The organism is Sinomonas sp. P47F7 (assembly GCF_049332655.1).
Lineage (GTDB): Bacteria > Actinomycetota > Actinomycetes > Actinomycetales > Micrococcaceae > Sinomonas.
Map to the genome: position 1 here is coordinate 2,765,424 of NZ_CP186327.1, position 23,039 is coordinate 2,788,462.

Sequence of the window (23,039 nt, forward strand, 5' to 3'; positions counted from 1 at the left end):
CGCCGGGCGAATGCCCGGCGCGTGAGAAACCAAGCCGCACAAGCGGCTTGCCCAGCCCGCCGGCGCGAGCCGGCGAACCAGAAAAGGAGCCGACATGGCTAGCAACGAAGAGATCCTCGCCGGCCTGGCCGAGATCATCAACGAGGAGACCGGCCTGGCCCCCGAGGCCGTCCAGCTGGAGAAGTCCTTCACCGATGACCTCGACATCGACTCGATCTCGATGATGACCATCGTCGTGAACGCCGAGGAGAAGTTCGGCGTGCGCATCCCCGACGAGGAGGTCAAGAACCTCTCGACCGTCGGCGACGCCGTGGACTTCATCTCCAAGGCTCAGGCCTGACCTTTCCTCCGCGACGGCCGGTACCTCCGAGGTGCCGGCCGTCTGCTCCATCCTGACAGCCGTCACGGCTCGAAGACTCGTCGAAAGAGTGAATCATGGCCCGCAAAGTTGTCATCACCGGCCTCGGCGCCACGACCCCTGTGGGCGGCGACGTCCCGACGCTGTGGCAGAACGCGCTCAAGGGAGTCTCCGGCGTCGTCCGGCTAACAGACGACTGGGTCGAGGAATACGACCTCCCCGTGAAGATCGCGGCCAGGCTCGCCGTGCCCGCGGAAGACGTCCTCGGGCGGGTCGAGATGAAGCGCATGGACCCGTCCACGCAGTACGGCGTCATCGCAGCGCGCGAGGCATGGAAGGACTCCGGGATCGAGGAGATCGATCACGATCGCCTCGCCGTGGCCTTCGCAACCGGGATCGGCGGCGTGTGGACGCTGCTGAGCGCCTGGGACACGCTCAAGGACAAGGGGCCCCGACGGGTCCTCCCCATGACCGTGCCGATGCTCATGCCGAACGGCGTGGCCGCGGCCGTGAGTCTCGACCTCGGGGCCCGCGCTGGCGCTCACACTCCCGTCTCGGCGTGTGCGTCCGGCACGGAGGCCATGGCCGTGGGCCAGGAGCTCATCCGGGCCGGCAAGGCCGACGTCGTCATGGTGGGCGGCGCCGAGGCGGCCATCCATCCCATGCCGCTCGCGGCGTTCGCGTCGATGCAGGCGCTCTCGAAGCGCAATGACGATCCCGAGCATGCCTCGCGCCCGTACGACATCGATCGCGACGGCTTTGTGATGGGCGAGGGCGCGGGTGCGCTCGTGCTCGAGGCCGAGGAGCACGCCCGGGCCCGCGGCGCCCGAATCTACGCCGAGCTCGCGGGCACGTCAGTGACGGCTGATGCCTACCACATCACGGCGCCGGACCCCGAGGGACTCGGGGCGACCCGCGCGCTCAAGGCAGCGATGTTCGACGCCCGCGTCCAGCCCGAGGACATTGTTCACATCAACGCCCATGCAACGTCCACCCCGGTGGGCGACAAGCCCGAGTACACGGCTCTCCGGGCCGCCCTCGGCACACACATCGACAACGTTGCCGTCTCCGCAACTAAGTCCCAGATGGGCCACCTGCTTGGGGCCTCCGGCGCTGTCGAGGCAGTCCTGACGGTTCTCGCGGTCTACGACCGCAAAGCCCCGGCCACCATCAACCTCGACCACCAGGATCCGGAGATCCCGCTCAACGTCGTGACGACTGCGCGCGAGCTGCCCCAGGGCGACATCGTCGCCCTGAGCAACTCGTTCGGCTTCGGCGGCCACAACGCTGTCATCGTGGTCCGCAACCACTGACCGTCCACGGTTCGTGCGCGCCTGCTTGACGACTGCGGCACGACAAACGGCCGTGGGCCCGCCGAACTGGCGGGACCCACGGCCGTTGCGCGATGGGGGTAGTCTCGGCGCCGGGTCGGCGCTTGGGGCAGGCTTGCCTAGCCGACCTGATGCAGCCAGCGCACGGGAGCGCCTTCGGCGGCGTGCCGGAACGGCTCGAGCTCCTCGTCCCACGCCTCACCGAGGGCCAGAGAAAGCTCGTGGAACACGGCGGCCGGGTCGCCAGCGCCCGATTCGTAGGCGTACCGGATACGATCCTCGGTCACCATGATGTTTCCGTGGACGTCGGTCGTCGCGTGGAAGATCCCGAGCTCAGGGGTGTGCGACCACCGCGCCCCGTCGACGCCGGGGCTCGGCTCCTCCGTGACCTCGTAACGAAGGTGGGCCCATCCGCGCAGGGAGGACGCCAATTGAGCCCCCGTGCCGGGTGCGCCGACCCACGAGAGCTCGGCCCGGAACATTCCGGGCGCAGCTGGCTGAGCCGTCCACTCGAGATCTGTCCTCTTCTCGACGACGGAGCCAATAGCCCACTCAACGTGCGGGCACAGCGCACTCGGTGACGAGTGCACGAACAGCAGACCACGTGTCATCACTGCAGACATTCCATCCTCCATCGCTGTCGGTACGTCTTCCCCTACGACCGTCAGCACATGGAGCGTGTGATCCTGTGGCAATTCAGTTTTCTTGGCCAGAACGCGAAAGCATCGCACACGGCCGCCACGGTCATTCTGCCGGACGGTTGGCGATTCCGCCAGCACCGGCCCGCGACACGCGGCGTGTCTTTCGGCGTGTCGTTCGGTCCAGCCCGCGGCTTTCAGGCCCGCGGATGGGCCTGGACGTAGCTTGCCCGGAGCCTCTCGACCGAGACGTGAGTGTAGAGCTGGGTCGTCGCGAGGCTCGAGTGGCCGAGCAGCTCCTGGACGGATCGCAGGTCCGCTCCACCGTCGAGAAGGTGGGTCGCCGCCGTATGCCGCAGGGCGTGTGGCCCGCTCGCCGCGGTGTCTCCGAGGGCTCGAAGCGCGGCGTCGACGGTCTCCCGGGCCTGACGCTGGCCGAGCCTCCCGCCGCGCTTGCCGAGGAAGAGCGCGGGCCCGCTCGCGGCCGTGAGGAGCGCACCGCGCGCCCCGCTCCAGCGGACGACGGCGTTCGCGGCCGGGACGCCGAACGGCACCGTGCGCTCCTTGTTGCCCTTCCCGAGGACCCGCAGCGTGCGGGCCGAGAGGTCGACGTCATCGAGGTCGAGGCCCACGAGCTCCGAAACGCGGATCCCGGTCGCGTACAGCAGCTCGAGGAGTGCCCAATCACGCACGGCGACAGGATCCCTGCCCTCCGCAACGGAGGCAAGGGCCGAGAGCAGGCGGCGGGCCTGCTCCGCGTGGAGCACTTCGGGAAGGCCCCCGTGACGCTTGGGCGACGCGAGCCGGAGCGCCGGATCCACCTCGAGCAGCCCTTCGCGCACGGCCCACGACGTGAACGACCGGACGGCCGCGGAACGGCGGGCAAGTGTGGCGCGCGACAGGCCTTCCTCGCTTTGCCTGCCGAGCCACCGCCGGAGGCTCGCGAGCCCGACGTCGCTGAGCTTGCGTGCGCCGTCCTGTTGGGCGGCGCTGAGCATCGACACGAGATCGCCCTCGTAGGCGCGCACCGTGTGCTCGGATCTGCCCCGTCCGAGCGCGAGGTACCGCAGGAAACCCTCGAGGGGTTCGCGCAGCCCACGGGCGAGAGGAAGGTGATCGTGCACAAAGCCACTGTGGCCGCCCTCCCCCAGCGGGACAAGCCGACACCCTTCTCGTAACAAGAACGAGACCGAGAGAGCCCCTCGGGGCTCGGCCGTTACGGGGAGGCCGGGCGTCCGCCGCCGTGCTCACCGCCCCGTGCGGCGCCAACCGGACCCCGAGTCGATGCACAGCCCCAGGAGCTGGAGCCTGCCGAGCCCGGCGCGCACCTGCGCTGGCTTGAGCCCGGCCACGTTGGCGAGCCGCTCGATCGTCGTCCCCTGTTTCAGGGGAAGCGCGTCGAGCAGGAGCACGTCCTCGACCGAGAGCCCGTCGTGGACGGCCCGCTTGCCCGACTTCTCCGACGCGAGGCCCGCACCGATGGGCGCGAGGAGCTCGTAGACCTCTTCGACGTCCGTCACGCAGACCGCCCCGGCCTCCCGGAGGAGGCGATGGCAGCCCGCCGAGCTCGCGGAGTACACCGACCCCGGGACGGCCGCGACCGGGCGGGCGAGGTCCGCTGCGTGGTTGGCCGTGCTCAGCGCGCCGGAACGATACTGCGCCTCGACCACGACGGTCGCGCCCGCGAGGGCAGCGATAAGCCGATTCCGGCGCAGGAACCGGTGCCGGGTCGGCGCCCCACCGGGCGGAAGCTCGGAGACGAGCAGGCCCTGCCGGGCTATGGTGCGCAGGAGCTCTTCGTTACCCGCAGGGTAGTAGCGGTCAAGACCTCCGGCCATGACCGCGACGGTCGGCAACGCGGAGCCCTCCGAAACAAGAGCCGCGCGATGAGCCTGCGCGTCGATGCCGTAAGCACCTCCACTGATCACTGTCACCCCGCGGTCCACGAGGCCCTTGGAGATTTCGCCGGCGACGCTGAGCCCGTAAGGGGTTGCGTCGCGAGACCCCACGACGGCCGCGCAGCGACGCACCTCCGGAAGGTTCTCCTCCCCGCGGGCCCAGAGCCCGATCGGCGCCTGGGCCCCGAGATCAGCGAAGCCTTCAGGCCACTCCGGATCCTCGGGAATGAGCAGCCTGCCGCCGAAGCGGGCGATGGTCTCGAGGTCCCGCTGGGGCGCGAGATCCGGCACGCGCGCCTTCCAACGCTCCTGAGCGCTCGCGAGCCCCTCCCACGACTTGGCGCCTCCGCCGAGGACGAGGCTCCCGACCGCGGCGTCGAGCCGCGGGTCAGGACCCACGCGTGCCGTCGCGACGGCCAAGGCGTCCGAGGGACCGAGGATGGCCACGAGAGCAGCCCCCGTGGCGTCACCAGGCTCCATGAGACGCGTGAGCGCGGCCCTGGCCATCCGCGCCGGGGCGAGGGCGTCTCGCTCGCGCGGGGCGCCGAGCCCGCCTCCCCGAATCTGGACTCCCCCGGTCATGCCGCTGTCTCCGCCGCGCGAAGAAGGAGCGCCTGCCCGATCTCGTCGTCCCCGGGACGGTCTACCTCTGCCAGGTCCGCGATCGTCCACGCAATCCTCAACACCCTGTCGAAGCCTCGCGCCGTGAGCGTCTGGGCCACCATCGCCTTCTCGAGCGGACGGGTCGTAGTTTGCGCGAGCCGAAGAGCGCCGCGAAGCAAGCGGCCCGGTGCCTCGGCGTTCGTGTCGAATCCGTACGGCCGGAGCCGCTCGGCCTGCCGGTCCCTCGCCTTGCGGACCCGCACGGCGACGTCCGCCGACGACTCCGCCGGTGCCCCCACGCTCAGGTCGACCATCGAGACACGTTGCACCGCGAGCTGTATGTCCACCCGATCGAGCAGCGGGCCCGAGAGCTTGGCCTTGTACCGTCGGCGCACCTGTGGCGTACACGTGCAGTTGAGTCCTTTGCCCGTGGACTGACCGCAAGGACACGGGTTCGCCGCGAGGACGAGTTGGAAGCGAGCGGGGTACGTGGCCTCACCCGCCGCCCGATCGATCCTGACCATGCCGCTCTCGAGAGGCTGGCGCAGCGACTCGAGGGCACGCGATTCGAACTCGGGCGCCTCGTCGAGGAACAGCACTCCGCGGTGCGCGCGAGAGGCCGCCCCGGGGCGGGGAATCCCCCTGCCCTCCGCCAACGATCGACGCCCTCGTTGCCGTGTGGTGCGGGTTCTCGAACGGGGGCCTCCGCAGGAGCTCGCGCGTCGCGCTCGGATGGCTCGAGAGCGAGTGGATAGCCGTGACCTCCATCGCCGCCTCGTCGTCGAGTTCTGGGAGGATCCCTGGCAGCCGCTCTGCGAGCATCGTCTTCCCAGCGCCAGGCGGCCCCATCATGAGCAGATGGTGCCCGCCCGCTGCAGCAACCTCGAGTGCCGCCCGGGCTTCGTGCTGGCCCGCGACGTCTCGCAGGTCGAGGCTCCCGCTGCGTGGTTCCGCCTCGACGCCGTGATCGGCCTGGCCACTCGGCCTCGTCTCCCGCTCGGGCAGAACCACGTTGATCGGATCCGCGCCGAAATCCAGGACAAGGCTGCCAAGCGATTCGTAGCCATGGACCCGGGCCCCGGGCACAAGCCGTGCCTCCGGGGCGTTCTCCGCCGCGACGATCACCTCGGGATAGCCCGCCCGCACGGCCGCCATGACCGCCGGCAGGATCCCCTGGATGGGGCGCAGGCGCCCGTCGAGGCCGAGCTCGGCGATGAAGACTGCCTCGGCCGGAGGCCTGATGTCCCCCGCGGCCGCAAGCGCGGCAATGGCGATCGCCAAATCGAACGCCGTGCCCCGCTTCGGCAGAGACGCGGGGATGAGATTCACGGTGATCTTCCGGCGGCTGAGCGGGAGCCCCGAGTTCTGTGCGGCCGACCGGACCCGCTCCTTCGCCTCGTTGAGCGCCGAATCCGGCAGACCCAGCAGGACGAAGGCCGGGAGCGTCTGCCCGATGTCCGCCTCGACCTCGACCACGTAGCCGTTGAGCCCCACGAGGCCAATCCCGAGCGCGCGGCCAACGGAAGTCACGCGACGCCCCGAAGGTGCTCGAGGACCGGCATGTCGAGCCCGGCTCCCGTCACGGCGATGACGTCGACGCGCCGCGCGACGTGCGCCACGGGATGCTCGCGGGCCCACGCTGAGGCAAGCCTCGCCACGCGACCCAGCTTGACGGCGTCGACCGCCTCGAAGGGGTGCCCGTACGCCCACGACGACCTCGTCTTGACCTCGACCGCGACCAGCACGCCGCCGTCGAGCGCCACGAGATCGAGTTCCCCGTCCTTGCACCGCCAGTTCCGGTCGAGGATGACCACCCCGCCGGCCTTGAGATAGTCCTCGGCGAGCCGCTCTCCGCGCTGCCCGAGCCTGTCTTTCGCCCTCATGCGTCCAGCCTGCCCCGGAACCGCAGACGGATCCGGCCGCGCGGCGCCCATGTGGACCATCCGCCCGAAAGAGTTCTGTGGAGGACTATACGAGCCCGCCAGACGAGCCAATTCAAGGCCCCGTGGAGCCGTGACGGGGAAGTCATCGAATCGACAGCGCGCACCCGCAATTCGCACGCTTTCGGTCATCTGTTCCGAGGACCTTGAGGTTTATCCATCGAAGCGCGTTAATCGTCGCCATGAGCGTCATTACCTGGGCGGCAGACCAGCTGGACAGCTGGTCGAAGGGCCGAAATCCCAGCCCTGCAGACAGCCGGCACCTGATCGGCTCGTGGGCGGCGAAGAGCCTGCTGCAGTACTTCGCCGTCGAATGGATCGTCTTCCTCTCGTGGAGCGACTACGCGTACTGGCGGAACGTCGTGAGCGACCTCGGCGCGCGCGGATGCCATTCGGTCGATGGCCAGACCACGTGTCGTTCGGCCTTCGTCGCCGCGGACCTCTCCTTCATCCTCATCGGCGTGGGCGTGACCGTCGCCGCCCTGCTCATCACCTCGACCGTTCTGCGCGTGGGCGGCCACTCCGCGGAGCATGAGAAAGAGCTCCGCCTCTCTCGGGCCGCGGGCCAGGCCAATCTTCCCGCGACGAAGCGGCTCATCCGCCACCTCGGCGGCGAGCATGAGGGCCGCGAGCTCACGCGCGCTCACCACCTCACGACCGCGACGCGATTCTTCATGGCCGTCGCGGGGCTCGCGGTCGTGGGGGTCGGCGTGTTCCCCGAGGACTTCTACGCGGCGGACGGCATGCCGTGGGGCCACATGATCAGCACCGCGGTGTTCCTGGTCTGCGCCATCGTCACGCTCGTGCTGCTCGGCATCCTGTGGCTCAGGCCGCGCCCCGTTGTGGCTCGGATCCTCCTCGGATTGGCCGCAGTCGCGTCGGTCGGGGGAACCTTGTTTCTGATCAAGACCGTGGCGGCAATCGCAGGCCACCCCGAGGTCCTCGGCGACTTCACGGGACTCTACGAGCGGGGCGTCATCTACGGATTCATCGTGGGCATGGCCGTGATGGGGTGGGCCCTCAGCAGCGGGGCCCATCGGCGCCCCGTCGCCGAAGGCTCGGGAAAGCACCGAGGCTCCGACGACGGCGTCACCTCGCTCAACGGGAAGCGCCGCATGGAGGCCGGATCGACGACCGTGCCGCTGAGTTCGCCGGCGGCCTGACCAGCCTCCCGCAGGACCGCCTAGTTGCCCAGCGCGTCCTTCGGGAGCGCGAGGTCCTCGACCTTCGGAAGCTCTTCGACGTTGACGTCCTTGAACGTGATGACCCGGACGCTCTTGACGAAGCGGGCGCTGCGGTAGACGTCCCACACCCACGCGTCCTGGAGGGTCAGGTCGAAGTACACCTCGCCGTCGGCCGAGCGGGCCTGGAGGTCCACGTGGTTCGCGAGGTAGAAGCGGCGCTCGGTCTCGACGACGTAGCTGAACAGCGAGACGACATCCCGGTATTCGCGATAGAGCTGCAGCTCCATGTCGGTCTCATAGTTCTCGAGGTCTTCTGCGCTCATAGTCCTATCTTCCTCCACCCTCAACGGGCTCTCCTGCGAACCCTTCGAGGTTCCAACTCCGGCGGTGCCACACGGTCGGGCCGTACGCCGCCAGGGCGGCACGGTGGTCCGGCGTCGCATAGCCCTTGTTGACGGCCCACCCGAACCGGGGATCGTCCTCCCCGAGCCGCATCATGATGCCATCGCGCTCGACCTTCGCGAGAATACTCGCCGCGGCGACCGCCTGGCACTTGAGGTCCGCCTTGATCATGGTGTGCACGGGCACGGTTGGCGGTGCTGCGACGTCCCCGAAGAGGGCGCCCTGCCCGCCGCGCCCGAGCCAGTCGTAGTTCCCGTCGAGATGGACGACGTCGGGCACAAACCCTGCCGCGGCGATCTCGCCGAGCGCTCGGGTCCCCGCGAGCCGCAGCGCCTCCATGAGCCCAAACTCGTCGATCTCCTCGGCGGCCGCGTGCCCGACGGCGCTCGCGACACCCCACGACCGCACGAGTGGGACGAGCTCGATCCGCTTCTCCGGGGCAAGGAGCTTGCTGTCCCTCAACACCGTCCGGGTCCGAACGGTCCGCACGTCGATGACGACGACGCCGACGCTCACGGGCCCGGCGAGGGCCCCCCGGCCCACCTCGTCGCAGCCCGCCACGAGCGGCCCGTACTCACCCGCGAGACGGCGCACGTACCGCAGCGTCGGCGCGGGTGCGGCAGCTCGCCGTGCGGCGGGCTGCCGTTCGGTGGCGATGGGCTGGAGGGCGGTCATGCTACTTGGGCGAGGGGACGGTGGCAAAGGTGTTCGGATAGTTGCCGAGGGCGCCAAGGCGGTTGAGGGGCCACGCGATGACGGTGGCCTGGCCCTCGATGTCGCTCTCATCGATGAAGCCGTTTCCGGCCTGCGAGGCGTTGTGGAAGCGGGAATCCGATGAGTGATTCCTATTGTCGCCCATGACCCACACCTTGCCGGCGGGCACCGTCACGTCGAACGGCACGGGGCGCGGCACCTCGGCTGGGTTCACATAGGGCTCGTTGAGCGCCACGCCGTTCACGGTGATGTGCTGCTGTGCGTCGCAGCAGACCACGTGGTCCCCCGGAAGTCCGATGAGCCGCTTGATGAGGTGCTGCTGGGACGTGTCAGGGAGCAGGCCGATGAACTCGAGGCTCTCCTGGAACCAGTTCTGCTGCGAGCCCGTGGAGGGAGGCAGCCAGCCCTTCGTGTCCTTGAACACGATCACGTCGCCGCGCGTGAGCGCGAAGTTGCGCGGAACCATGAGGTTCACGAAGATCCGGTCGTTCTCCTCGAGCGTGGGGACCATCGACTCCGACGGGATGTAGAACGCCTTGAAGAAGAACGTCTTGATGACGAACGAGAGCACGATCGAGATCGCGAGAATAAGCGCGATCTCCCTGAGCAGTGCGAGAATGCCGCCGCGACGCGGCCTGGGTTGATGGCCCGATTCTCCGTCCTCGTGGGGTGCCGCCGCGTCCGCGGCGTCTGGTCCGGTTCCGGCCTCGCGCGTCACTGATGTCCCTTCGTGGTGTTCACCGCTCCAAATCTATCAAGCGGCCAGAGGATCGAGACCGGCTCGCCGATCACCCGATCCGTGCGGATGAGGCCGCCGCCCGGGGCTCCGAGGAGCGACCGCGAGTCGACGGAGTCCGAACGATGGTCGCCAAGCAGCCAGAGCCTCCCGGCGGGCACCACGACGTCGAACTTCATGCTGCTGGGCGCGTCGCCCGGATAAAGATAGGGCTCGTCGAGCGGAGTCCCGTTGACGGTGAGCCGCCCGTCCGTGGTGCAGCACTGGACGTGGTCTCCGGCCACTCCGACCACGCGTTTGACGTACACGGTCTCGTTCGGAACGACGCCGAGCCATTCGCCGATGCCCTGAGCCGCGTCGCCAAGCCAGCCCCTCCCGCTCTCAAGCGGGGCGAACGAGCCGCGCCCGTCGAACACCACGACGTCTCCCCGCTGCACGAGCCGGCTCGCGAACGCCATGCGCGAGACCGCAATGCGATCCCCCGGCTGGAACAGCGGCTCCATGGAGCCAGACGGAATGTAGTAGACGTCGATGATGAAGGCGCGGATGAGGCCCCACACGACAAGGGCAGCGAGCACCGCGAGAAGAACCGAGCGCCAGCCCAGAAGCCTGGACCGGCGCTCGGTACGGGTGCCGCGTTCGGAGTCTGACTGAACGGTCACGACGCTTCGGCGGCGGAAAGCCGTGAGGCTTTACTTGGAGGCGGTGTAGTCGCGCTTCTCCTTGATCTTGGCGGCCTTGCCGCGGAGCTCACGCATGTAGTACAGCTTGGCGCGGCGAACGTCACCCTTGGTCACGACCTCGATCTTGTCGATGATCGGGGAGTGAACCGGGAACGTGCGCTCGACGCCCACACCGAAGGAGACCTTGCGGACCGTGAACGTCTCGCGGACGCCGTGGCCCTGACGGCCCACGACGAAGCCCTGGAAGACCTGCACGCGGGAGTTCTTGCCTTCGATGATGTTGACGTGCACCTTGATGGTGTCGCCCGGCGCGAACGTCGGGATGTCGGAACGCAGGGACGCGGCGTCAACCGAGTCGAGAATGTGCATAGTGCTTCTCCTGGCGAATGCCACAGGTCAATCGCTTCAGTCACGGGCCGTGACGGCCCGGGCTCTCGCCCGCCGTGCCGATGATCCGTCAGGCGGGACGCCCCATCCGTTGGCCGGCTCCCCTGTGGCAGAGTCCGGGCCCGGCGGGCGCAACGCTCTATTCTGCCACGCGCGAACCCCGCCGCGCGAATCGCCTCCCCCGCGCGGATCGCCGCAAAACGGGCGACGGCGCCCGGTTCAGTGCCGCTCGAGGCGACCGTCGACGACGTCGTACCCCAATTCAGCCAACACGGCGCGCTCCTCCCGGCCGAACCCACTCGCGTCGGCGCCGACGAGGAGCTCGGGGCGACGGCCCGCCGTGCGGCGCAGCTGCTGCTCGCGCCGCCACCGTGCGATGAGCCCATGGTTCCCGCTCAAGAGGACCTCGGGCACGTCGTGACCGCGCCACGACGAGGGCTTCGTGTAGACCGGGTACTCGAGCAACCCATCAGAGTGCGATTCCTCGACGAGCGATTCGGGATTGCCCACGACGCCGGGCAGGAGCCGCCCGATGGCCTCGACCATCGCCATGACGGCAACCTCGCCTCCGTTGAGCACGTAGTCGCCGAGGCTCACGGGCCGGACGCGGAAACGCTCGCCGGCCCACTCGAGGACCCGCTCGTCGATCCCCTCGTAGCGCCCGCACGCGAACGTGAGCGTGGGCTCCTCGGCGAGCTCGTACGCGAGGGCCTGCGTGAACACCTCGCCCGCGGGCGAGGGGACGATGAGGGTGGGCCTCCGCTCCGCAGCTTCAAGGGAGGCGAGCACAGCCTCGAGCGCGAGGCCCCACGGCTCGGGCTTCATGACCATGCCCGCGCCGCCGCCGTAGGGCGTGTCGTCGACCGTGCGGTGCCGGTCGAACGCGAAATCGCGGAGGTCGTGCACGTCGAGCTGCAGCAGCCCGTCCTCCTGCGCGCGGCCCAGGAGGGAAAGCTTGAGCGGCGCGAGGTACTCAGGGAAGATGCTGACGACGTCGATGCGCACTAGAGTTCCCCGTCGCGGGCGGCATTCCCGCCGTCGTCCGCACCGCCGTCGTCCGCGTTGGCGCTGTCCGCACCGCCGTCGTCCGCAATCTCGGCCTCAGTGTTGAGCTCGAAGAGTCCGGGCGGAGGCACGACGACGACGAAGCCTCCCTCGACGTCGACCTCGGGAACGATCTCGTCGACGAAAGGCACGAGGACCTCGCCCGAGGGCGTGTCGACGACGAGCAGGTCCTGCGCGGGCATGACGTGGAGGGCGGACACGGTTCCGACAGCGCGGCCGTCGACGCGCGCCTCGAGCCCCACGAGCTCGTGCTCGTACCAGCCCTCCTCGTCCGCCTCCTCGAGCTCCTCGGTCTCGATCGAGAGCGTGGCCCCGCGGAGCTCCTCGGCGCGGTTGCGGTCGGGGACCTCCTCGAAGCCGAGCACGAGGATGTCCTTGTTCCAGCGGGCCGAGCGGACGGTGAGCGCGCCATGGGAGGCGGGGTCGACGTCGAATGCGGCGCCCCGCACGAATCGCTCCTCGGGCGCGTCGGTGAGGACCTGTACGGTCACCTCGCCGCGGATTCCGTGCGGCTTGCCGATGCGTGCGACGCGCAGCTTCATGGCGTGTCCCTTCCTGATGCTGGACGGTCTGTGCGGGCCGGTCTGTGCGGGCCGGTCTGATGGGGCCGGCACGACCAACACGGTCGTCATGAAAAAGGCTCCGGCCCCTCAGCCTTCCAATCGGGCCGAGGGGCCGGAGCCTCATACTCGTGGCTGCAGGCCTGTGCCTGAAGCTATGCGCCTAGCGGCGGCGGTCCGTGTCGACGACGTCGACGCGCACCGACTCGCCCTCGGCAAGGGCCGCGACCACCGTGCGCAGTGCGCGGGCGGTCCGGCCCTGGCGGCCGATCACTCGGCCCAGATCGTCCTGGTGGACGCGGACCTCGAGGACATCGCCGCGGCGGCTGCTCTTCGCCTCAACCGCCACGTCATCCGGATTGTCCACGATTCCTCGGACGAGGTGCTCGAGTGCGTCGGCCAGCAACTACTCAGCCTCGGTGGTCTCGGCCGCGGCCGCGTCGGCGGACTCGGCCTCCTCGGCCTTCGCTGCCTTGGGGGCCTCGGGAAGGATCACGGAATCCTTCTCGGGGGCGACGAACGGCTCCTTGCCCTTCGGGTACCGGAGCGTACCCTCCTGGCCCGGGAGACCCTTGAACTTCTGCCAGTCGCCGGTCACCTTGAGCAGGGCAAGAACCTGCTCGGTCGGCTGGGCGCCGACGGACAGCCAGTACTGGGCACGCTCGGAGTTGACCTCGATGAACGAGGGCTCCTCGATGGGGTGGTACTTGCCGATCTCCTCGATCGCACGACCATCGCGCTTGGTGCGCGAGTCAGCGACGACGATGCGGTAGAACGGCGCGCGCATCTTGCCAAAGCGCTTGAGACGAATCTTAACGGCCACGGTTGTGGTCACTCCTGTTTCTGCACACGGTCGAACCCACACTTTCCGCTCCCGTGGGGCGGGCCGTACTCGGTAGGGCTCAGAGGGAACACGACCGCACGCGGAGAGAGGGGCCACGCGGATCGGGTACCCGACTATTGTGCCAGACGCCGGCAAGAAGCGCGATTCGCCGCACCGGGACGGATCAGGAGCCCGCCCACACGAAGAGTTCCTGATGGTCGGAATCGTCGACGTCCGCGGCGAGCTTCGCGAGCTGCTCGACGTAGCCGTACGCTTCCTGCGCGTCGAACGGCAGGTCCTCCTGGTCCACCCAGGCGGCCGCGACGCGTTCGACGGCGTCGCCCTCGCCCTCGTCGGACTCGTACGCGAGCAACTCGGCGAGGGCACGGATCATGGCCGGCGGAACAGCCAGGAGCGTGTCGCTCGAGACGTCGACCATCGTGAGCTCGTAGTCGGCGCCGGACGCGTGAACGGCCGCACCCACGAGGGTGCCGAGCTGCTCAATCTCGTAGTCGGACACTCCGGGGATGCGGACGCCATCGCCATCGGCCTCGTGGCCAGAACCGGAATCGAGCCTCGCGGCTCGCTGGAGGGCCTGGGAGTGGGTCGAAACGAACACTTCAGCGAACGGGTTGGGACCTGACACGGTATCCCCCTCGGTAGGGCGAGTGCCGGGCCGCACAAGGCCGCGGCGTACGGACTACATGCCCGCGGAACCGCGGACACGTTGAGCGTAGCGCAGGCAGGGTCAGGCTGCCACGACCGCCATGCGGATGCTGTTGCGCCACGGATCGTCGAACCGCAATTCGAGCCCTGTGTGCTGTGTCGCGACCCCGGCGGACTTGAGTCGGTCCGCCGCCGCGAGGAGATCCTCGTTGCCGGGCACGTTGATGAGCACCTCGCCGAGACCCAGCGTGTCCTTGCGCGGACCGGCCCCACGGCTGTTCCAGACGTTCATCGCCATGTGGTGGTGGTACCGGCCGGCCGAGACGAACAGCGCCTGCCCGTGCCACCCCGCGGTCTGCTCGAAGCCGAGCGTCTCGACGTAGAACCGGCGAGCCGTCTCGACGTCGCCGACCTGGAGGTGGACGTGTCCCACGCCGGCCGTCGATTCACGCTGGCCCTCGAGGGCGAGCTCCGTGAGGTGCGCCTGGAGGAAGCCCTGGGGCGGGAGCGGGAGGCTGTCCATGACCACCTGGGTTCCGTTCCAGCCCCACGTGTCGCGGGGCTTGTCGAAGTACAGCTCGACGCCGTTCCCCTCGGGGTCGGTGAAGTAGAAGGCCTCGGAGACGAGGTGGTCGGCGCTGCCGGCGAAGAGGCGCGGATCGTACTGGGCGGCCGTCGCGACCGTCGCCGCAAGGTCGGCGCGGCTGTCGAAGAGGATCGCGGTGTGGAACAGGCCCGCCTCGCCGCTGCCGGGGAGCTGGAGGCCTGCCGCCGGGCTCAGGTGGATGACCGGAACCCCCTTGCGGCCCAGGAACACCCCGCCGAACGACTCGGTGAGCGGGACAAGGCCCAGGGCGCGCTCGTAGTAGTCGAGCATGAGCTTCATGTCCCCGACCTTGAGCTTGACCGTGCCCATGCTGAGCTCGGCCGGCAGGAGGTCGTGGGACGGCGCGGAGAGGTTGGCGGGGGTGGTCATGATGCTCCTCGGTCTGGATCGTCGGCTTCAAGCGTACATTTACTTGAAGCTTCAATCAAGCCGGTCTATTCCCCAGGCTTCGCTTCCTCCGGACGCGCCTACGAGACCTCGCGGCCCGCGCGCAGCACGTGGCACGGGCGCGCGAGCGTCGTGACGTTGCGGCGCGGGTCTGCGTCGAGGGCGAGCAGGTCGGCGGGGTCGCCCTCGGCGATCCCCGGGGCGCCCAGCCACTCGCGGGCGGACCAGCATGCGGCGTCGAGCGCGGCCTCCGCCCCGAGCCCCGCCTCGGCGAGCAGCGCGATCTCCTCCGCCAGCCGCCCGTGGGCGATGACCGTGCCGGCATCCGTGCCCGCGTACACGCGGACCCCAGCGGCGTGCGCCTCGGCGACGCGCTCGCGGCGCCGTTCCCACAGCGAGCGCATGTGCGCGGCGTACGCCGGGAACTTCGCTTCGCCGCGCGCAGCGATGTCCGGGAACGTCGCCACGTTGACGAGCGTCGGGACGATCGGCACGCCTTGTTCCACGAGCCGCGGAACGTGCCGCGGCAGGAGCCCGGTCGCGTGCTCGATGCAGTCGATGTCCGCGTCGAGCAGGGCGTCGATGGTCTCCTCGGCGAACGAATGCGCGGTGACGCGCGCGCCCTCCTCATGGGCGGCCTCGACGGCGTCGCGGACGACGGCGGCCGGGAACGCGGGCGCGAGATCGCCGCCGTCGCGGTCGATCCAGTCCGCGACGAGCTTGACCCAGCCGTCCCCCGCGCGGGCCTCCTTGCGGACTGCCTCGACGAGGCCGTCCGGTTCGACCTCGACCGCGAGCCCGCGCAGGTAGCGGCGAGTGCGGGCGATGTGCCGCCCCGCCCGCACGACGCGCGGCACGTCCCCCCGCTCCGCGAGCCAGCGCGTGTCGGCGGGGCTCCCGCAATCCCGCACGAGGAGCGTGCCCGCGGCGGCGTCGGCGCGCGCCTGGCGGAGCGTCTCGCCGTCGTCCGCTGCTCCCCCGGCCACGAGGCCAAGGTGACAGTGCACGTCGACGAGCCCGGGTATGACCCAACCGGTGAGCGTGCGGGCAGCCGGCCGCGCGGGGCGGGCGTACGTCATGTGGCCGTCGACGATCCAGGCCTCGGGCCGGGACACGGTGCGGCTCGCGAGGATCGGCCCGGTGAGATGGACCACGTCATGAGCGGGCTCGGTCATGATGTCAGCGTAGCCGCCGTGCTAGCCTCGCTTTCGTCCACACGGGTGCCCTCGCAAGGGCTGAGATCAGGCTGATGCGGCCTGCGACCGTCGAACCTGTCCGGGTCATGCCGGCGTAGGAAGTGAGGGCTCAAAGAATGAGCACATCCGAAATCGAAACCGCCCGGGCCCAGGAGCAGCACGCTGCCCATTCGCTTGCGTTCCTCGAGGACGCCGAGCATGGGCTCCGGGTCCCCGTCACGGAGATCGCGCTCGACGACTCCCCCAACGGCCAGCCGAACGAGCCGCTGCGCGTGTACCGCACCGCCGGCCCGGGCAGCGATCCGGTCGTGGGGCTGCCGCCGTATCGCGCGCCGTGGATCGCTGGGCGCGACGACACCGAGGCGTACGACGGTCGCGAGCGGAACCTGCTCGACGACGGCCGCTCGGCGGTCCGGCGCGGCGAGGCGTCCGCCGAGTGGAAGGGCGCGAGGCCCGTGCCGCGGCGCGCCAAGGAAGGCCGCCGCGTCACGCAGATGCACTACGCCCGGCAAGGCGTGGTGACGCCCGAGATGCGGTTCGTCGCCCTCCGGGAAAACTGCGACGTCGAGCTCGTGCGGAGCGAGGTCGCCGCGGGCCGGGCCATCATCCCGAACAACATCAACCACCCCGAGTCGGAGCCGATGATCATCGGCAAGGCGTTCCTCGTCAAGATCAACGCGAACATCGGCAACTCCGCCGTGACGTCGTCGATCGCCGAGGAAGTCGACAAGCTGCAGTGGGCGACCAAGTGGGGCGCCGACACGGTCATGGACCTCTCGACCGGCGACGACATCCACACGACGCGCGAGTGGATCATCCGCAACTCCCCCGTGCCGATCGGCACCGTGCCCATCTACCAGGCGCTCGAGAAGGTCAACGGCGACGCGTCCGCGCTCACGTGGGAGGTCTTCCGCGACACGGTCATCGAGCAGTGCGAGCAGGGCGTGGACTACATGACGATCCACGCGGGCGTGCTGCTGCGCTACGTCCCCCTGACCGCCAACCGCGTCACCGGCATCGTCTCACGCGGCGGCTCGATCATGGCCGGCTGGTGCCTCGCGCACCACGAGGAGAACTTCCTCTATACCCACTTCGACGAGCTGTGCGAGATCTTCGCGCAGTACGACGTCGCATTCTCGCTCGGCGACGGCCTGCGCCCGGGCTCGACGGCGGACGCGAACGACGCGGCGCAGTTCGCCGAGCTCGACACGCTCGCCGAACTCACGAAGCGGGCCTGGAGGTACGACGTCCAGGTCATGGTCGAGGGACCAGGTCACATCCCGTTCCACCTCGTGCGCGAGAACGTCGAGCGCCAGCAGGAGCTGTGCGACGGCGCGCCGTTCTACACGCTCGGCCCGCTCGTGACCGACGTGGCCCCCGGCTATGACCACATCACCTCGGCCATCGGGGCCACCGAGATCGCCCGGTATGGCACCGCGATGCTGTGCTACGTGACGCCGAAGGAGCACCTCGGCCTGCCGAACAAGGACGACGTCAAGACTGGCGTCATCACGTACAAGATCGCGGCGCACTCGGCCGATCTCGCGAAGGGCCACCCGGGCGCCCACGAGCGGGACGACGCCCTCTCGAAGGCGCGCTTCGAGTTCCGCTGGAAGGACCAGTTCTCGCTCTCGCTCGACCCGGCCACGGCCGAGGCGTTCCACGACGAGACTCTCCCCGCGGAGCCTGCCAAGACGGCACACTTCTGCTCGATGTGCGGGCCGAAGTTCTGCTCGATGCGGATCTCGCAGGACATCCGCAACGAGTACGGCTCGAAGGAGGCGCAGGAGGCCATCGCCGGCATGGCGGCCAAGAGCGCGGAGTTCATCGCACAGGGCGCGAAGGTGTACCTGCCTGAGACGATCGCGGTGGGCTCGCCCGAGTAAGCCCGGGAGCGCCGCGTTCCGGTCCGCCTATCCCGTGGGATGCGGGCCGGAACGCGGCGTTTCGCGTCGCGGCGCGATGCGTGGGCCTGAGAAGCGGACGGGAGCGCGCGGCCCAGGGCCTCCGCCACCGCTCCCTCCCGGCGACCTAGTTCCCGAGGAACTTGTCGAAGCCCTTCGGCAGGTTGAGCGCCGCCGGATCGAAGTCCTGCTGGGACTGCTGGCCGAAGGCCGAGCCGCCCTGGAGGGCGTTCGCGGCGCCCGCTGCGCGCTTCTGCTCGGCCTCGCGCAGCTGCTGCGCCGCCTTCGCGGGGTTGCCCGAGCGGGCCTTCTTCTTGTTGTTGTTCTTCCCCGCCGGCTTGCGGGAGGCGCCGCCGCCCGGCAGGCCCGGCATTCCGGGGATGCCCCCGCCGGACGCCATTCGGCGCATCATCTTCTGCGCCTGGCCGAAGCGCTCGAGCAGGCCGTTGACCTCGGAGACGTGGACGCCCGAGCCCCTCGCGATGCGGGCGCGGCGCGAGCCATTGATGATCTTGGGCGCAACGCGCTCGTGCGGGGTCATGGACCTCACGATCGCCTCGACGCGGTCGATCTCGCGCTCGTCAAACTGCTCGAGCTGCTGCCGGAACTGTGCTGCTCCCGGCATCATCATGAGCATCTTCTTCATCGAGCCCATCTTGCGGATCTGCTGCATCTGGGCGAGGAAGTCCTCGAGCGTGAAGTCCTCCTGGTCGGCGAACTTCTTCGCCATCCGGGCGGCCTCGTCGCGGTCCCAGCTCTTCTCCGCCTGCTCGATGAGCGTCATGACGTCGCCCATGTCGAGGATGCGCGAGGCCATGCGGTCCGGGTGGAACAGTTCGAAGTCGTCGAGGCCCTCGCCCGTGGATGCGAACATGACCGGGCGGCCCGTGACGGACGCGACCGAGAGCGCGGCGCCGCCGCGCGCGTCGCCGTCGAGCTTTGTCAGGACGACGCCCGTGAAGTCGACGCCGTCCTCGAAGGCCTTGGCCGTGTTGACGGCGTCCTGGCCGATCATCGCGTCGATGACGAACAGGACCTCGTCCGGCTTGACGGCCGAGCGGATGTCCGCTGCCTGCTGCATGAGCTCGGCGTCAATGCCGAGGCGGCCAGCGGTGTCGACGATGACGACGTCGTGCAGCTTCTGGCGCGCCTGCTCGACGCCACCGCGAGCCACGGCCACCGGGTCCCCGGTGGGAGCCTCGAACTCGGACTGGATGCCGGGGTGCGGCGCATAGACGGCGACCCCCGCGCGCTGGGCCACGACCTCGAGCTGCGTGACGGCGTTCGGGCGCTGGAGGTCGGCTGCGACGAGGATCGGCGAGTGCCCCTGGCCCTTGAGCCACTTCGCGAGCTTGCCCGCGAGCGTCGTCTTGCCCGCGCCCTGGAGGCCCGCGAGCATGATGACGGTCGGCGGGGTCTTCGCGAGCCGGATGCGGCGCGTCTCGCCGCCGAGGATCGTGACGAGCTCGTCGTTGACGATCTTGACGACCTGCTGGCTAGGGTTGAGCGCCGCGGCAACCTCCGCGCCGAGGGCGCGCTCGCGGACGCGCGCGGCGAAGTCGCGCACGACGGGCACGGCCACATCCGCGTCGAGCAGGGCGCGGCGGATCTCGCGGACGGTGGCGTCGACGTCTGCTTCGCTCAGGCGGCCTTTGCCGCGGAGGTTCTTGAACGTCGCAGTCAGACGGTCCGAGAGGGAGTTGAACACGTGACGGAGTCGCTTTCGGTGGAGTGAACAAACCGCCCGACGGCGGTTCTGCCACCTTCAAGGGTATCAACCGCCTCGGGCGCCACAACGCGCACGGGTATCGACGCCGCACCCCGGGTGGCATGCTTGGCACCGTGACGACGCAGACAGCAGAACAGCAGCACGTCCCTCAGACCTCACCCTCGACGCACGCGGAGGGCACCGGCGCGCCGCAGCCGGTCAAGAGCCTCCTCATCCTCGGCGCGTCCGGCGACCTCACGGGCCGCCTCCTCTTCCCGGGACTCGCTCGGCTCCTCGCGACCGGCCGCCACGCGGGCCTCACGGTGGTGGGCGGCGGCCACGACGACTGGTCCGCGGACCAATGGTCGGATCGGGTCAAGCACGCGACCGAGGACGCCCTGGCCGACGCGACCCCACAGGGCCGCGAGGAGCTCGAACGGGTCCGCAACGAATCGACGTACGAGCAGCTCGACATCACGGCGCCCGGGGTGCTCGCCGGGGCCATCTCCCGGCTCGCCGGGCCCGTCGCGGTGTACTTCGCGGTCCCGCCCCAGATCGCGCAGGACGCGTGCGAGGCACTCAGCGCGGGCGAGCTCCCGGAAGGCACGCGGCTCGTGCTCGAGAAGCCGTTCGGGACGTCCGAGGCCTCGGCCCGGCACCTCAACGACACGCTCCGGGCCCTCGTCCCCGAGCAGCAGATCCACCGCGTGGACCATTTCCTGGGCAAGGGAACGGTCCTGAACATCCTCGGGCTCCGGTTCGCGAACAACTTCCTCGAGCCAGTGTGGAACCGCGACCACATCGAGAAGGTCGAGGTGTTCTTCGACGAGGATCTCGCGCTCGAGGGCCGCGCCGGCTACTACGACCGCGCGGGAGCGCTGCGGGACATGATCCAGAGCCACCTCCTGCACGTCATGGCCATCCTCGCGATGGACGCACCCACGCGGCTCGATGAGCGCGATCTTCGCGATGCCATCAGCTCCGTGCTGCGGGCAGCCCGCGTCGAGGAGCCCTTCGCCGAGACGACGCGCCGCGCGCGCTACACCGCGGGATCCATCACGGGCCGCGACGTGCCGGACTACACGGCCGAGCCGGGCGTCGACGCGTCCCGCGGAACCGAGACGCTCGCCGAGCTCACGGTGACGCTCGCAAGCTGGCGCTGGGCCGGCGTGCCGTTCGTTCTCCGCTCCGGCAAGGCCCTCGGCGCCAAGCGCAAGGAGGCCGTCGTCACGTTCAAGCCGGTTCCCCACCTCCCCGAAGGTTTCGTGGGCGTCGACGAGCCCAACCGGCTTCGAATTGGCTTCGGCCCGGACGTCCTCCAGCTCGACGTCGACGTGAACGGCCCGGGCGACGTCCTGAGCCTCAACCGGGTGACGCTCAACGCGGACCTCAATGCGACCGATCTCCTGCCCTACGGCGAGGTCCTCGACGGCGTGCTCAACGGCGACCCGACGCTCTCGGTCCGCGGCGACACCGCCGAGAGCTGCTGGCGCGTGGTCGAACCCGTGCTTGCCGCCTGGGCCGCGAACGAGGTCCCCATGGACGAATACGCGGCCGGTTCGCGCGGACCCGCTTCGTGGGCGACGTCGGCGCCCGGCGCGGACGGCACCGACGCGCCGAAGACCGGGCCGGACTCAGGCGAGGACGGCTGAGCGCTCACCACAGCAGCGCCGCCCAACGGCAACGCGGGCGGACGACGGCGGGCGAGTCCCGCCGTCGTCCGCCCTTCTCTGCCGGGGGATGGAAGCTTGAGGCGCCCGTGAAGTGGACGGCGCGCCGTGGGGCGTGGGCCTAGGAGGAGCCCGACGCCGCGGCGCCCGCGGACTCGAGCTCGCGCGTTCGGCGCGCCTCGGCGAGCAGCTCGCCGACCTCGTAGTTGAGTGCCGGCACTGGCGACTTGTGCCCGAGAGGGTGGAAGGCGCGGGCCGTGGACTCGCCCGAGTGGTACGCGGTCTCGGCGTGGATCACGAGGTCGACGCCGGTCTCCTCCGCGTCCTTCGACACACGGAAGCCCATGGTCGCCTTGATCGCATAACCCACGGCCAGCGAGATCGCGAACGAGTAGCCGAGCACCACGACGGTCCCGAGCGCCTGCTTGCCGAGGAGGTCGAAGCCGCCGCCGTAGAAGAGGCCCTGGCCGGGCACGGGCGCGCCGGGGCTGGCCGCGAGGCCGATGAAGAGCGTTCCGACGATGCCGCCCACGAGGTGGACGCCCACGACGTCGAGGGAATCGTCGTAGCCGAACCTGTACTTGAGGCCCACCGCGAGCGAGCACACGGTCCCGGCCACGAGACCGAGGACGATCGACCAGAGCGGCGAGAGGGATGCGCACGACGGCGTGATGGCCACGAGGCCGGCGACCGCACCGGACGCTGCGCCGAACGAGGTCGCGTGACCGTCGCGGATCCGCTCGACGACGAGCCAGCTGAGGATCGCGGCACACGGAGCGACGAGCGTGTTGATCCACGCGAACGCCGCCTCCCCGTTGGCGGCGAGGGCAGAGCCCGCGTTGAAGCCGAACCAGCCGAACCACAGGAGGCCGCAGCCCAGCATGACCAGCGGGAGGTTGTGGGGGCGGTGGTTCGGGTCCTTGCCGAAGCCGAGGCGCTTGCCCAGCACGAGGGCGAGCGCGAGGCCCGCCGCACCGGCATTGACCTCGACCGCTGTCCCGCCCGCGAAGTCGATGAGGCCCAGGTGATTGAGCCAGCCGCCAATGAACGTGCCGTTCGGGTCCTTGTTCGCGTCGAAGACCCAGTGCGCCACGGGGAAGTACACGAGAACGGCCCAGACGCCTGCGAAGACCAGCCACGAGCCGAACTTCGCGCGGTCCGCGATCGAGCCGGAGACGAGGGCGACAGTCACGGTCGCGAAAACGCCCTGGAAGCCCACGAACACGAGCTCGGGGATCGTGCCGACGAGTGGCATGTCCTTGCCCGTCGAGAGGAGGCTCTCGAGGCCGAAATCCTGGAACGGGTTCCCCACGAGGCCGCCGAACGCATCCGGTCCGAACGACATCGAGTAGCCGAAGAGCACCCACAGGACCCCGACGAGCGCGAGCGCGCCGAAGCTCATCATCATCATGTTGAGCATCGACTTCACGCGGGTCATGCCGCCGTAGAAGATCGCGAGTCCGGGCGACATGAGCAGCACGAGGGCCGCTGAGATGAGTACCCAGGCGGTGTCGCCAGCGTTCATGGGGGGCTTGCCTTCCGAGGGGCTTCGACTTCTCTCGGCCCGGCCGCCCGTCGG

The 23,039-nt window shown here is 69.7% G+C and carries 24 protein-coding genes, 1 pseudogene and 1 riboswitch; of the genes and pseudogenes, 5 read left to right on the forward strand and 20 right to left on the reverse strand.

The window, feature by feature from the left end; translation table 11 throughout:
- Nucleotides 1-94: 94 nt before the first annotated feature.
- Nucleotides 95-340 (forward strand): acyl carrier protein, encoded by a 246-nt coding sequence (locus ACOKR1_RS12865; protein WP_136611337.1) that lies wholly within the window; start codon nucleotides 95-97, stop codon nucleotides 338-340.
- Nucleotides 341-435: 95 nt separating this feature from the next.
- Complete coding sequence (gene fabF / locus ACOKR1_RS12870) at nucleotides 436-1,671, forward strand: beta-ketoacyl-ACP synthase II (protein WP_415854115.1); 1,236 nt, start codon at nucleotides 436-438, stop codon at nucleotides 1,669-1,671.
- Between the two features lie 137 nt (nucleotides 1,672-1,808).
- Here the strand turns inward: fabF and ACOKR1_RS12875 are convergent, their stop codons facing one another.
- The 6 genes and pseudogenes from ACOKR1_RS12875 to ACOKR1_RS12900 all read right to left on the reverse strand — a co-directional run bounded on the left by ACOKR1_RS12875 (nucleotide 1,809) and on the right by ACOKR1_RS12900 (nucleotide 6,711).
- A complete protein-coding gene (locus tag ACOKR1_RS12875; RefSeq protein ID WP_136611339.1) occupies nucleotides 1,809-2,312 on the reverse strand; it encodes a DUF3145 domain-containing protein in 504 nt (167 codons plus the stop codon).
- A gap of 212 nt (nucleotides 2,313-2,524) precedes the next feature.
- Nucleotides 2,525-3,451: a tyrosine recombinase XerC gene (locus ACOKR1_RS12880; RefSeq protein WP_422933432.1), complete on the reverse strand. Its 927-nt coding sequence runs from the start codon at nucleotides 3,449-3,451 to the stop codon at nucleotides 2,525-2,527.
- 123 nt (nucleotides 3,452-3,574) lie between these two features.
- Nucleotides 3,575-4,807 (reverse strand): DNA-processing protein DprA, encoded by a 1,233-nt coding sequence (dprA, locus tag ACOKR1_RS12885; RefSeq protein ID WP_422933433.1) that lies wholly within the window; start codon nucleotides 4,805-4,807, stop codon nucleotides 3,575-3,577.
- Complete coding sequence (locus tag ACOKR1_RS12890; protein ID WP_422936638.1) at nucleotides 4,804-5,142, reverse strand: hypothetical protein; 339 nt, start codon at nucleotides 5,140-5,142, stop codon at nucleotides 4,804-4,806. The genes dprA and ACOKR1_RS12890 overlap by 4 nt, the downstream gene beginning before the upstream one ends.
- Before the next feature lie 57 nt (nucleotides 5,143-5,199).
- Nucleotides 5,200-6,466 (reverse strand): annotated as a pseudogene (locus ACOKR1_RS12895) (YifB family Mg chelatase-like AAA ATPase); the annotation flags it as partial.
- Nucleotides 6,355-6,711: a YraN family protein gene (locus ACOKR1_RS12900; protein WP_422933434.1), complete on the reverse strand. Its 357-nt coding sequence runs from the start codon at nucleotides 6,709-6,711 to the stop codon at nucleotides 6,355-6,357. The pseudogene ACOKR1_RS12895 and the gene ACOKR1_RS12900, both read right to left, overlap by 112 nt.
- A 239-nt stretch (nucleotides 6,712-6,950) precedes the next feature.
- On the opposite strand from ACOKR1_RS12900, the gene ACOKR1_RS12905 reads away from it, so the two are divergent.
- The gene (locus ACOKR1_RS12905) at nucleotides 6,951-7,931 is read left to right on the forward strand and encodes a DUF998 domain-containing protein (RefSeq protein ID WP_422933435.1); all 981 of its coding nucleotides are present in this window, start codon (nucleotides 6,951-6,953) and stop codon (nucleotides 7,929-7,931) included.
- Nucleotides 7,932-7,951: 20 nt separating this feature from the next.
- On the opposite strand, the gene ACOKR1_RS12910 is transcribed toward ACOKR1_RS12905, so the two are convergent.
- From ACOKR1_RS12910 to ACOKR1_RS12965, 12 genes are all read right to left on the reverse strand, one after another.
- Nucleotides 7,952-8,275, reverse strand: a complete 324-nt coding sequence (locus tag ACOKR1_RS12910; RefSeq protein WP_415854121.1) for a DUF2469 domain-containing protein — start codon at nucleotides 8,273-8,275, stop codon at nucleotides 7,952-7,954.
- A 4-nt stretch (nucleotides 8,276-8,279) separates the two neighbouring features.
- Complete coding sequence (locus tag ACOKR1_RS12915; protein WP_422933436.1) at nucleotides 8,280-9,029, reverse strand: ribonuclease HII; 750 nt, start codon at nucleotides 9,027-9,029, stop codon at nucleotides 8,280-8,282.
- Between the two features lies 1 nt (nucleotide 9,030).
- On the reverse strand, nucleotides 9,031-9,786 hold the full coding sequence (gene lepB / locus ACOKR1_RS12920; protein WP_422933437.1) for a signal peptidase I: 756 nt from the start codon (nucleotides 9,784-9,786) through the stop codon (nucleotides 9,031-9,033).
- Nucleotides 9,783-10,466: a signal peptidase I gene (lepB, locus tag ACOKR1_RS12925; RefSeq protein WP_422933438.1), complete on the reverse strand. Its 684-nt coding sequence runs from the start codon at nucleotides 10,464-10,466 to the stop codon at nucleotides 9,783-9,785. The genes lepB (ACOKR1_RS12920) and lepB (ACOKR1_RS12925) overlap by 4 nt, the downstream gene beginning before the upstream one ends.
- Before the next feature lie 30 nt (nucleotides 10,467-10,496).
- Nucleotides 10,497-10,856, reverse strand: a complete 360-nt coding sequence (rplS, locus tag ACOKR1_RS12930) for a 50S ribosomal protein L19 (protein WP_415854125.1) — start codon at nucleotides 10,854-10,856, stop codon at nucleotides 10,497-10,499.
- A gap of 237 nt (nucleotides 10,857-11,093) precedes the next feature.
- Entirely contained in the window at nucleotides 11,094-11,879 is a 786-nt protein-coding gene (gene trmD, locus ACOKR1_RS12935; RefSeq protein WP_422933439.1) for a tRNA (guanosine(37)-N1)-methyltransferase TrmD, read from the reverse strand.
- A complete protein-coding gene (rimM, locus tag ACOKR1_RS12940; RefSeq protein ID WP_422933440.1) occupies nucleotides 11,879-12,481 on the reverse strand; it encodes a ribosome maturation factor RimM in 603 nt (200 codons plus the stop codon). Before rimM ends, trmD begins: the two co-directional genes overlap by 1 nt.
- A 181-nt stretch (nucleotides 12,482-12,662) precedes the next feature.
- Complete coding sequence (locus tag ACOKR1_RS12945) at nucleotides 12,663-12,905, reverse strand: RNA-binding protein (RefSeq protein WP_422933441.1); 243 nt, start codon at nucleotides 12,903-12,905, stop codon at nucleotides 12,663-12,665.
- Nucleotides 12,906-13,322 (reverse strand): 30S ribosomal protein S16, encoded by a 417-nt coding sequence (rpsP, locus tag ACOKR1_RS12950; protein ID WP_422933442.1) that lies wholly within the window; start codon nucleotides 13,320-13,322, stop codon nucleotides 12,906-12,908.
- Between the two features lie 184 nt (nucleotides 13,323-13,506).
- The gene (locus tag ACOKR1_RS12955) at nucleotides 13,507-13,968 is read right to left on the reverse strand and encodes a hypothetical protein (RefSeq protein ID WP_415854130.1); all 462 of its coding nucleotides are present in this window, start codon (nucleotides 13,966-13,968) and stop codon (nucleotides 13,507-13,509) included.
- Between the two features lie 102 nt (nucleotides 13,969-14,070).
- Nucleotides 14,071-14,964, reverse strand: a complete 894-nt coding sequence (locus ACOKR1_RS12960; protein ID WP_422933443.1) for a VOC family protein — start codon at nucleotides 14,962-14,964, stop codon at nucleotides 14,071-14,073.
- Between the two features lie 98 nt (nucleotides 14,965-15,062).
- Nucleotides 15,063-16,157, reverse strand: a complete 1,095-nt coding sequence (locus ACOKR1_RS12965; RefSeq protein WP_422933444.1) for an amidohydrolase family protein — start codon at nucleotides 16,155-16,157, stop codon at nucleotides 15,063-15,065.
- Nucleotides 16,158-16,188: 31 nt separating this feature from the next.
- Nucleotides 16,189-16,296: riboswitch (TPP riboswitch) on the forward strand.
- On the opposite strand from ACOKR1_RS12965, the gene thiC reads away from it, so the two are divergent.
- Nucleotides 16,295-18,064, forward strand: coding sequence for a phosphomethylpyrimidine synthase ThiC (gene thiC, locus ACOKR1_RS12970; RefSeq protein WP_422933445.1), 1,770 nt, complete (start codon nucleotides 16,295-16,297; stop codon nucleotides 18,062-18,064). (Overlaps the previous riboswitch by 2 nt.)
- Before the next feature lie 145 nt (nucleotides 18,065-18,209).
- Here thiC and ffh read toward each other — a convergent pair whose 3' ends face one another.
- The gene (gene ffh / locus ACOKR1_RS12975; RefSeq protein ID WP_422933446.1) at nucleotides 18,210-19,790 is read right to left on the reverse strand and encodes a signal recognition particle protein; all 1,581 of its coding nucleotides are present in this window, start codon (nucleotides 19,788-19,790) and stop codon (nucleotides 18,210-18,212) included.
- 134 nt (nucleotides 19,791-19,924) lie between these two features.
- Between ffh and ACOKR1_RS12980 the strand changes: the two genes are divergently transcribed.
- The gene (locus tag ACOKR1_RS12980) at nucleotides 19,925-21,442 is read left to right on the forward strand and encodes a glucose-6-phosphate dehydrogenase (protein WP_422933447.1); all 1,518 of its coding nucleotides are present in this window, start codon (nucleotides 19,925-19,927) and stop codon (nucleotides 21,440-21,442) included.
- A gap of 139 nt (nucleotides 21,443-21,581) precedes the next feature.
- Here ACOKR1_RS12980 and ACOKR1_RS12985 read toward each other — a convergent pair whose 3' ends face one another.
- The gene (locus ACOKR1_RS12985; RefSeq protein ID WP_422933448.1) at nucleotides 21,582-22,985 is read right to left on the reverse strand and encodes an ammonium transporter; all 1,404 of its coding nucleotides are present in this window, start codon (nucleotides 22,983-22,985) and stop codon (nucleotides 21,582-21,584) included.
- Nucleotides 22,986-23,039 lie beyond the last annotated feature (54 nt).

Coding starts and splice junctions, on each gene's coding strand:
- ACOKR1_RS12865 (WP_136611337.1), top strand. CDS start 95: ATGGCTAGCAACGAAGAGATCCTCGCCGGCCTGGCCGAGATCATCAAC.
- fabF (WP_415854115.1), top strand. CDS start 436: ATGGCCCGCAAAGTTGTCATCACCGGCCTCGGCGCCACGACCCCTGTG.
- ACOKR1_RS12875 (WP_136611339.1), bottom strand. CDS start 2,312: ATGTCTGCAGTGATGACACGTGGTCTGCTGTTCGTGCACTCGTCACCG.
- dprA (WP_422933433.1), bottom strand. CDS start 4,807: ATGACCGGGGGAGTCCAGATTCGGGGAGGCGGGCTCGGCGCCCCGCGC.
- ACOKR1_RS12890 (WP_422936638.1), bottom strand. CDS start 5,142: ATGGTCGACCTGAGCGTGGGGGCACCGGCGGAGTCGTCGGCGGACGTC.
- ACOKR1_RS12900 (WP_422933434.1), bottom strand. CDS start 6,711: ATGAGGGCGAAAGACAGGCTCGGGCAGCGCGGAGAGCGGCTCGCCGAG.
- ACOKR1_RS12905 (WP_422933435.1), top strand. CDS start 6,951: ATGAGCGTCATTACCTGGGCGGCAGACCAGCTGGACAGCTGGTCGAAG.
- ACOKR1_RS12910 (WP_415854121.1), bottom strand. CDS start 8,275: ATGAGCGCAGAAGACCTCGAGAACTATGAGACCGACATGGAGCTGCAG.
- ACOKR1_RS12915 (WP_422933436.1), bottom strand. CDS start 9,029: ATGACCGCCCTCCAGCCCATCGCCACCGAACGGCAGCCCGCCGCACGG.
- rplS (WP_415854125.1), bottom strand. CDS start 10,856: ATGCACATTCTCGACTCGGTTGACGCCGCGTCCCTGCGTTCCGACATC.
- rimM (WP_422933440.1), bottom strand. CDS start 12,481: ATGAAGCTGCGCGTCGCACGCATCGGCAAGCCGCACGGAATCCGCGGC.
- ACOKR1_RS12960 (WP_422933443.1), bottom strand. CDS start 14,964: ATGACCACCCCCGCCAACCTCTCCGCGCCGTCCCACGACCTCCTGCCG.
- ACOKR1_RS12965 (WP_422933444.1), bottom strand. CDS start 16,157: ATGACCGAGCCCGCTCATGACGTGGTCCATCTCACCGGGCCGATCCTC.
- thiC (WP_422933445.1), top strand. CDS start 16,295: ATGAGCACATCCGAAATCGAAACCGCCCGGGCCCAGGAGCAGCACGCT.
- ACOKR1_RS12985 (WP_422933448.1), bottom strand. CDS start 22,985: ATGAACGCTGGCGACACCGCCTGGGTACTCATCTCAGCGGCCCTCGTG.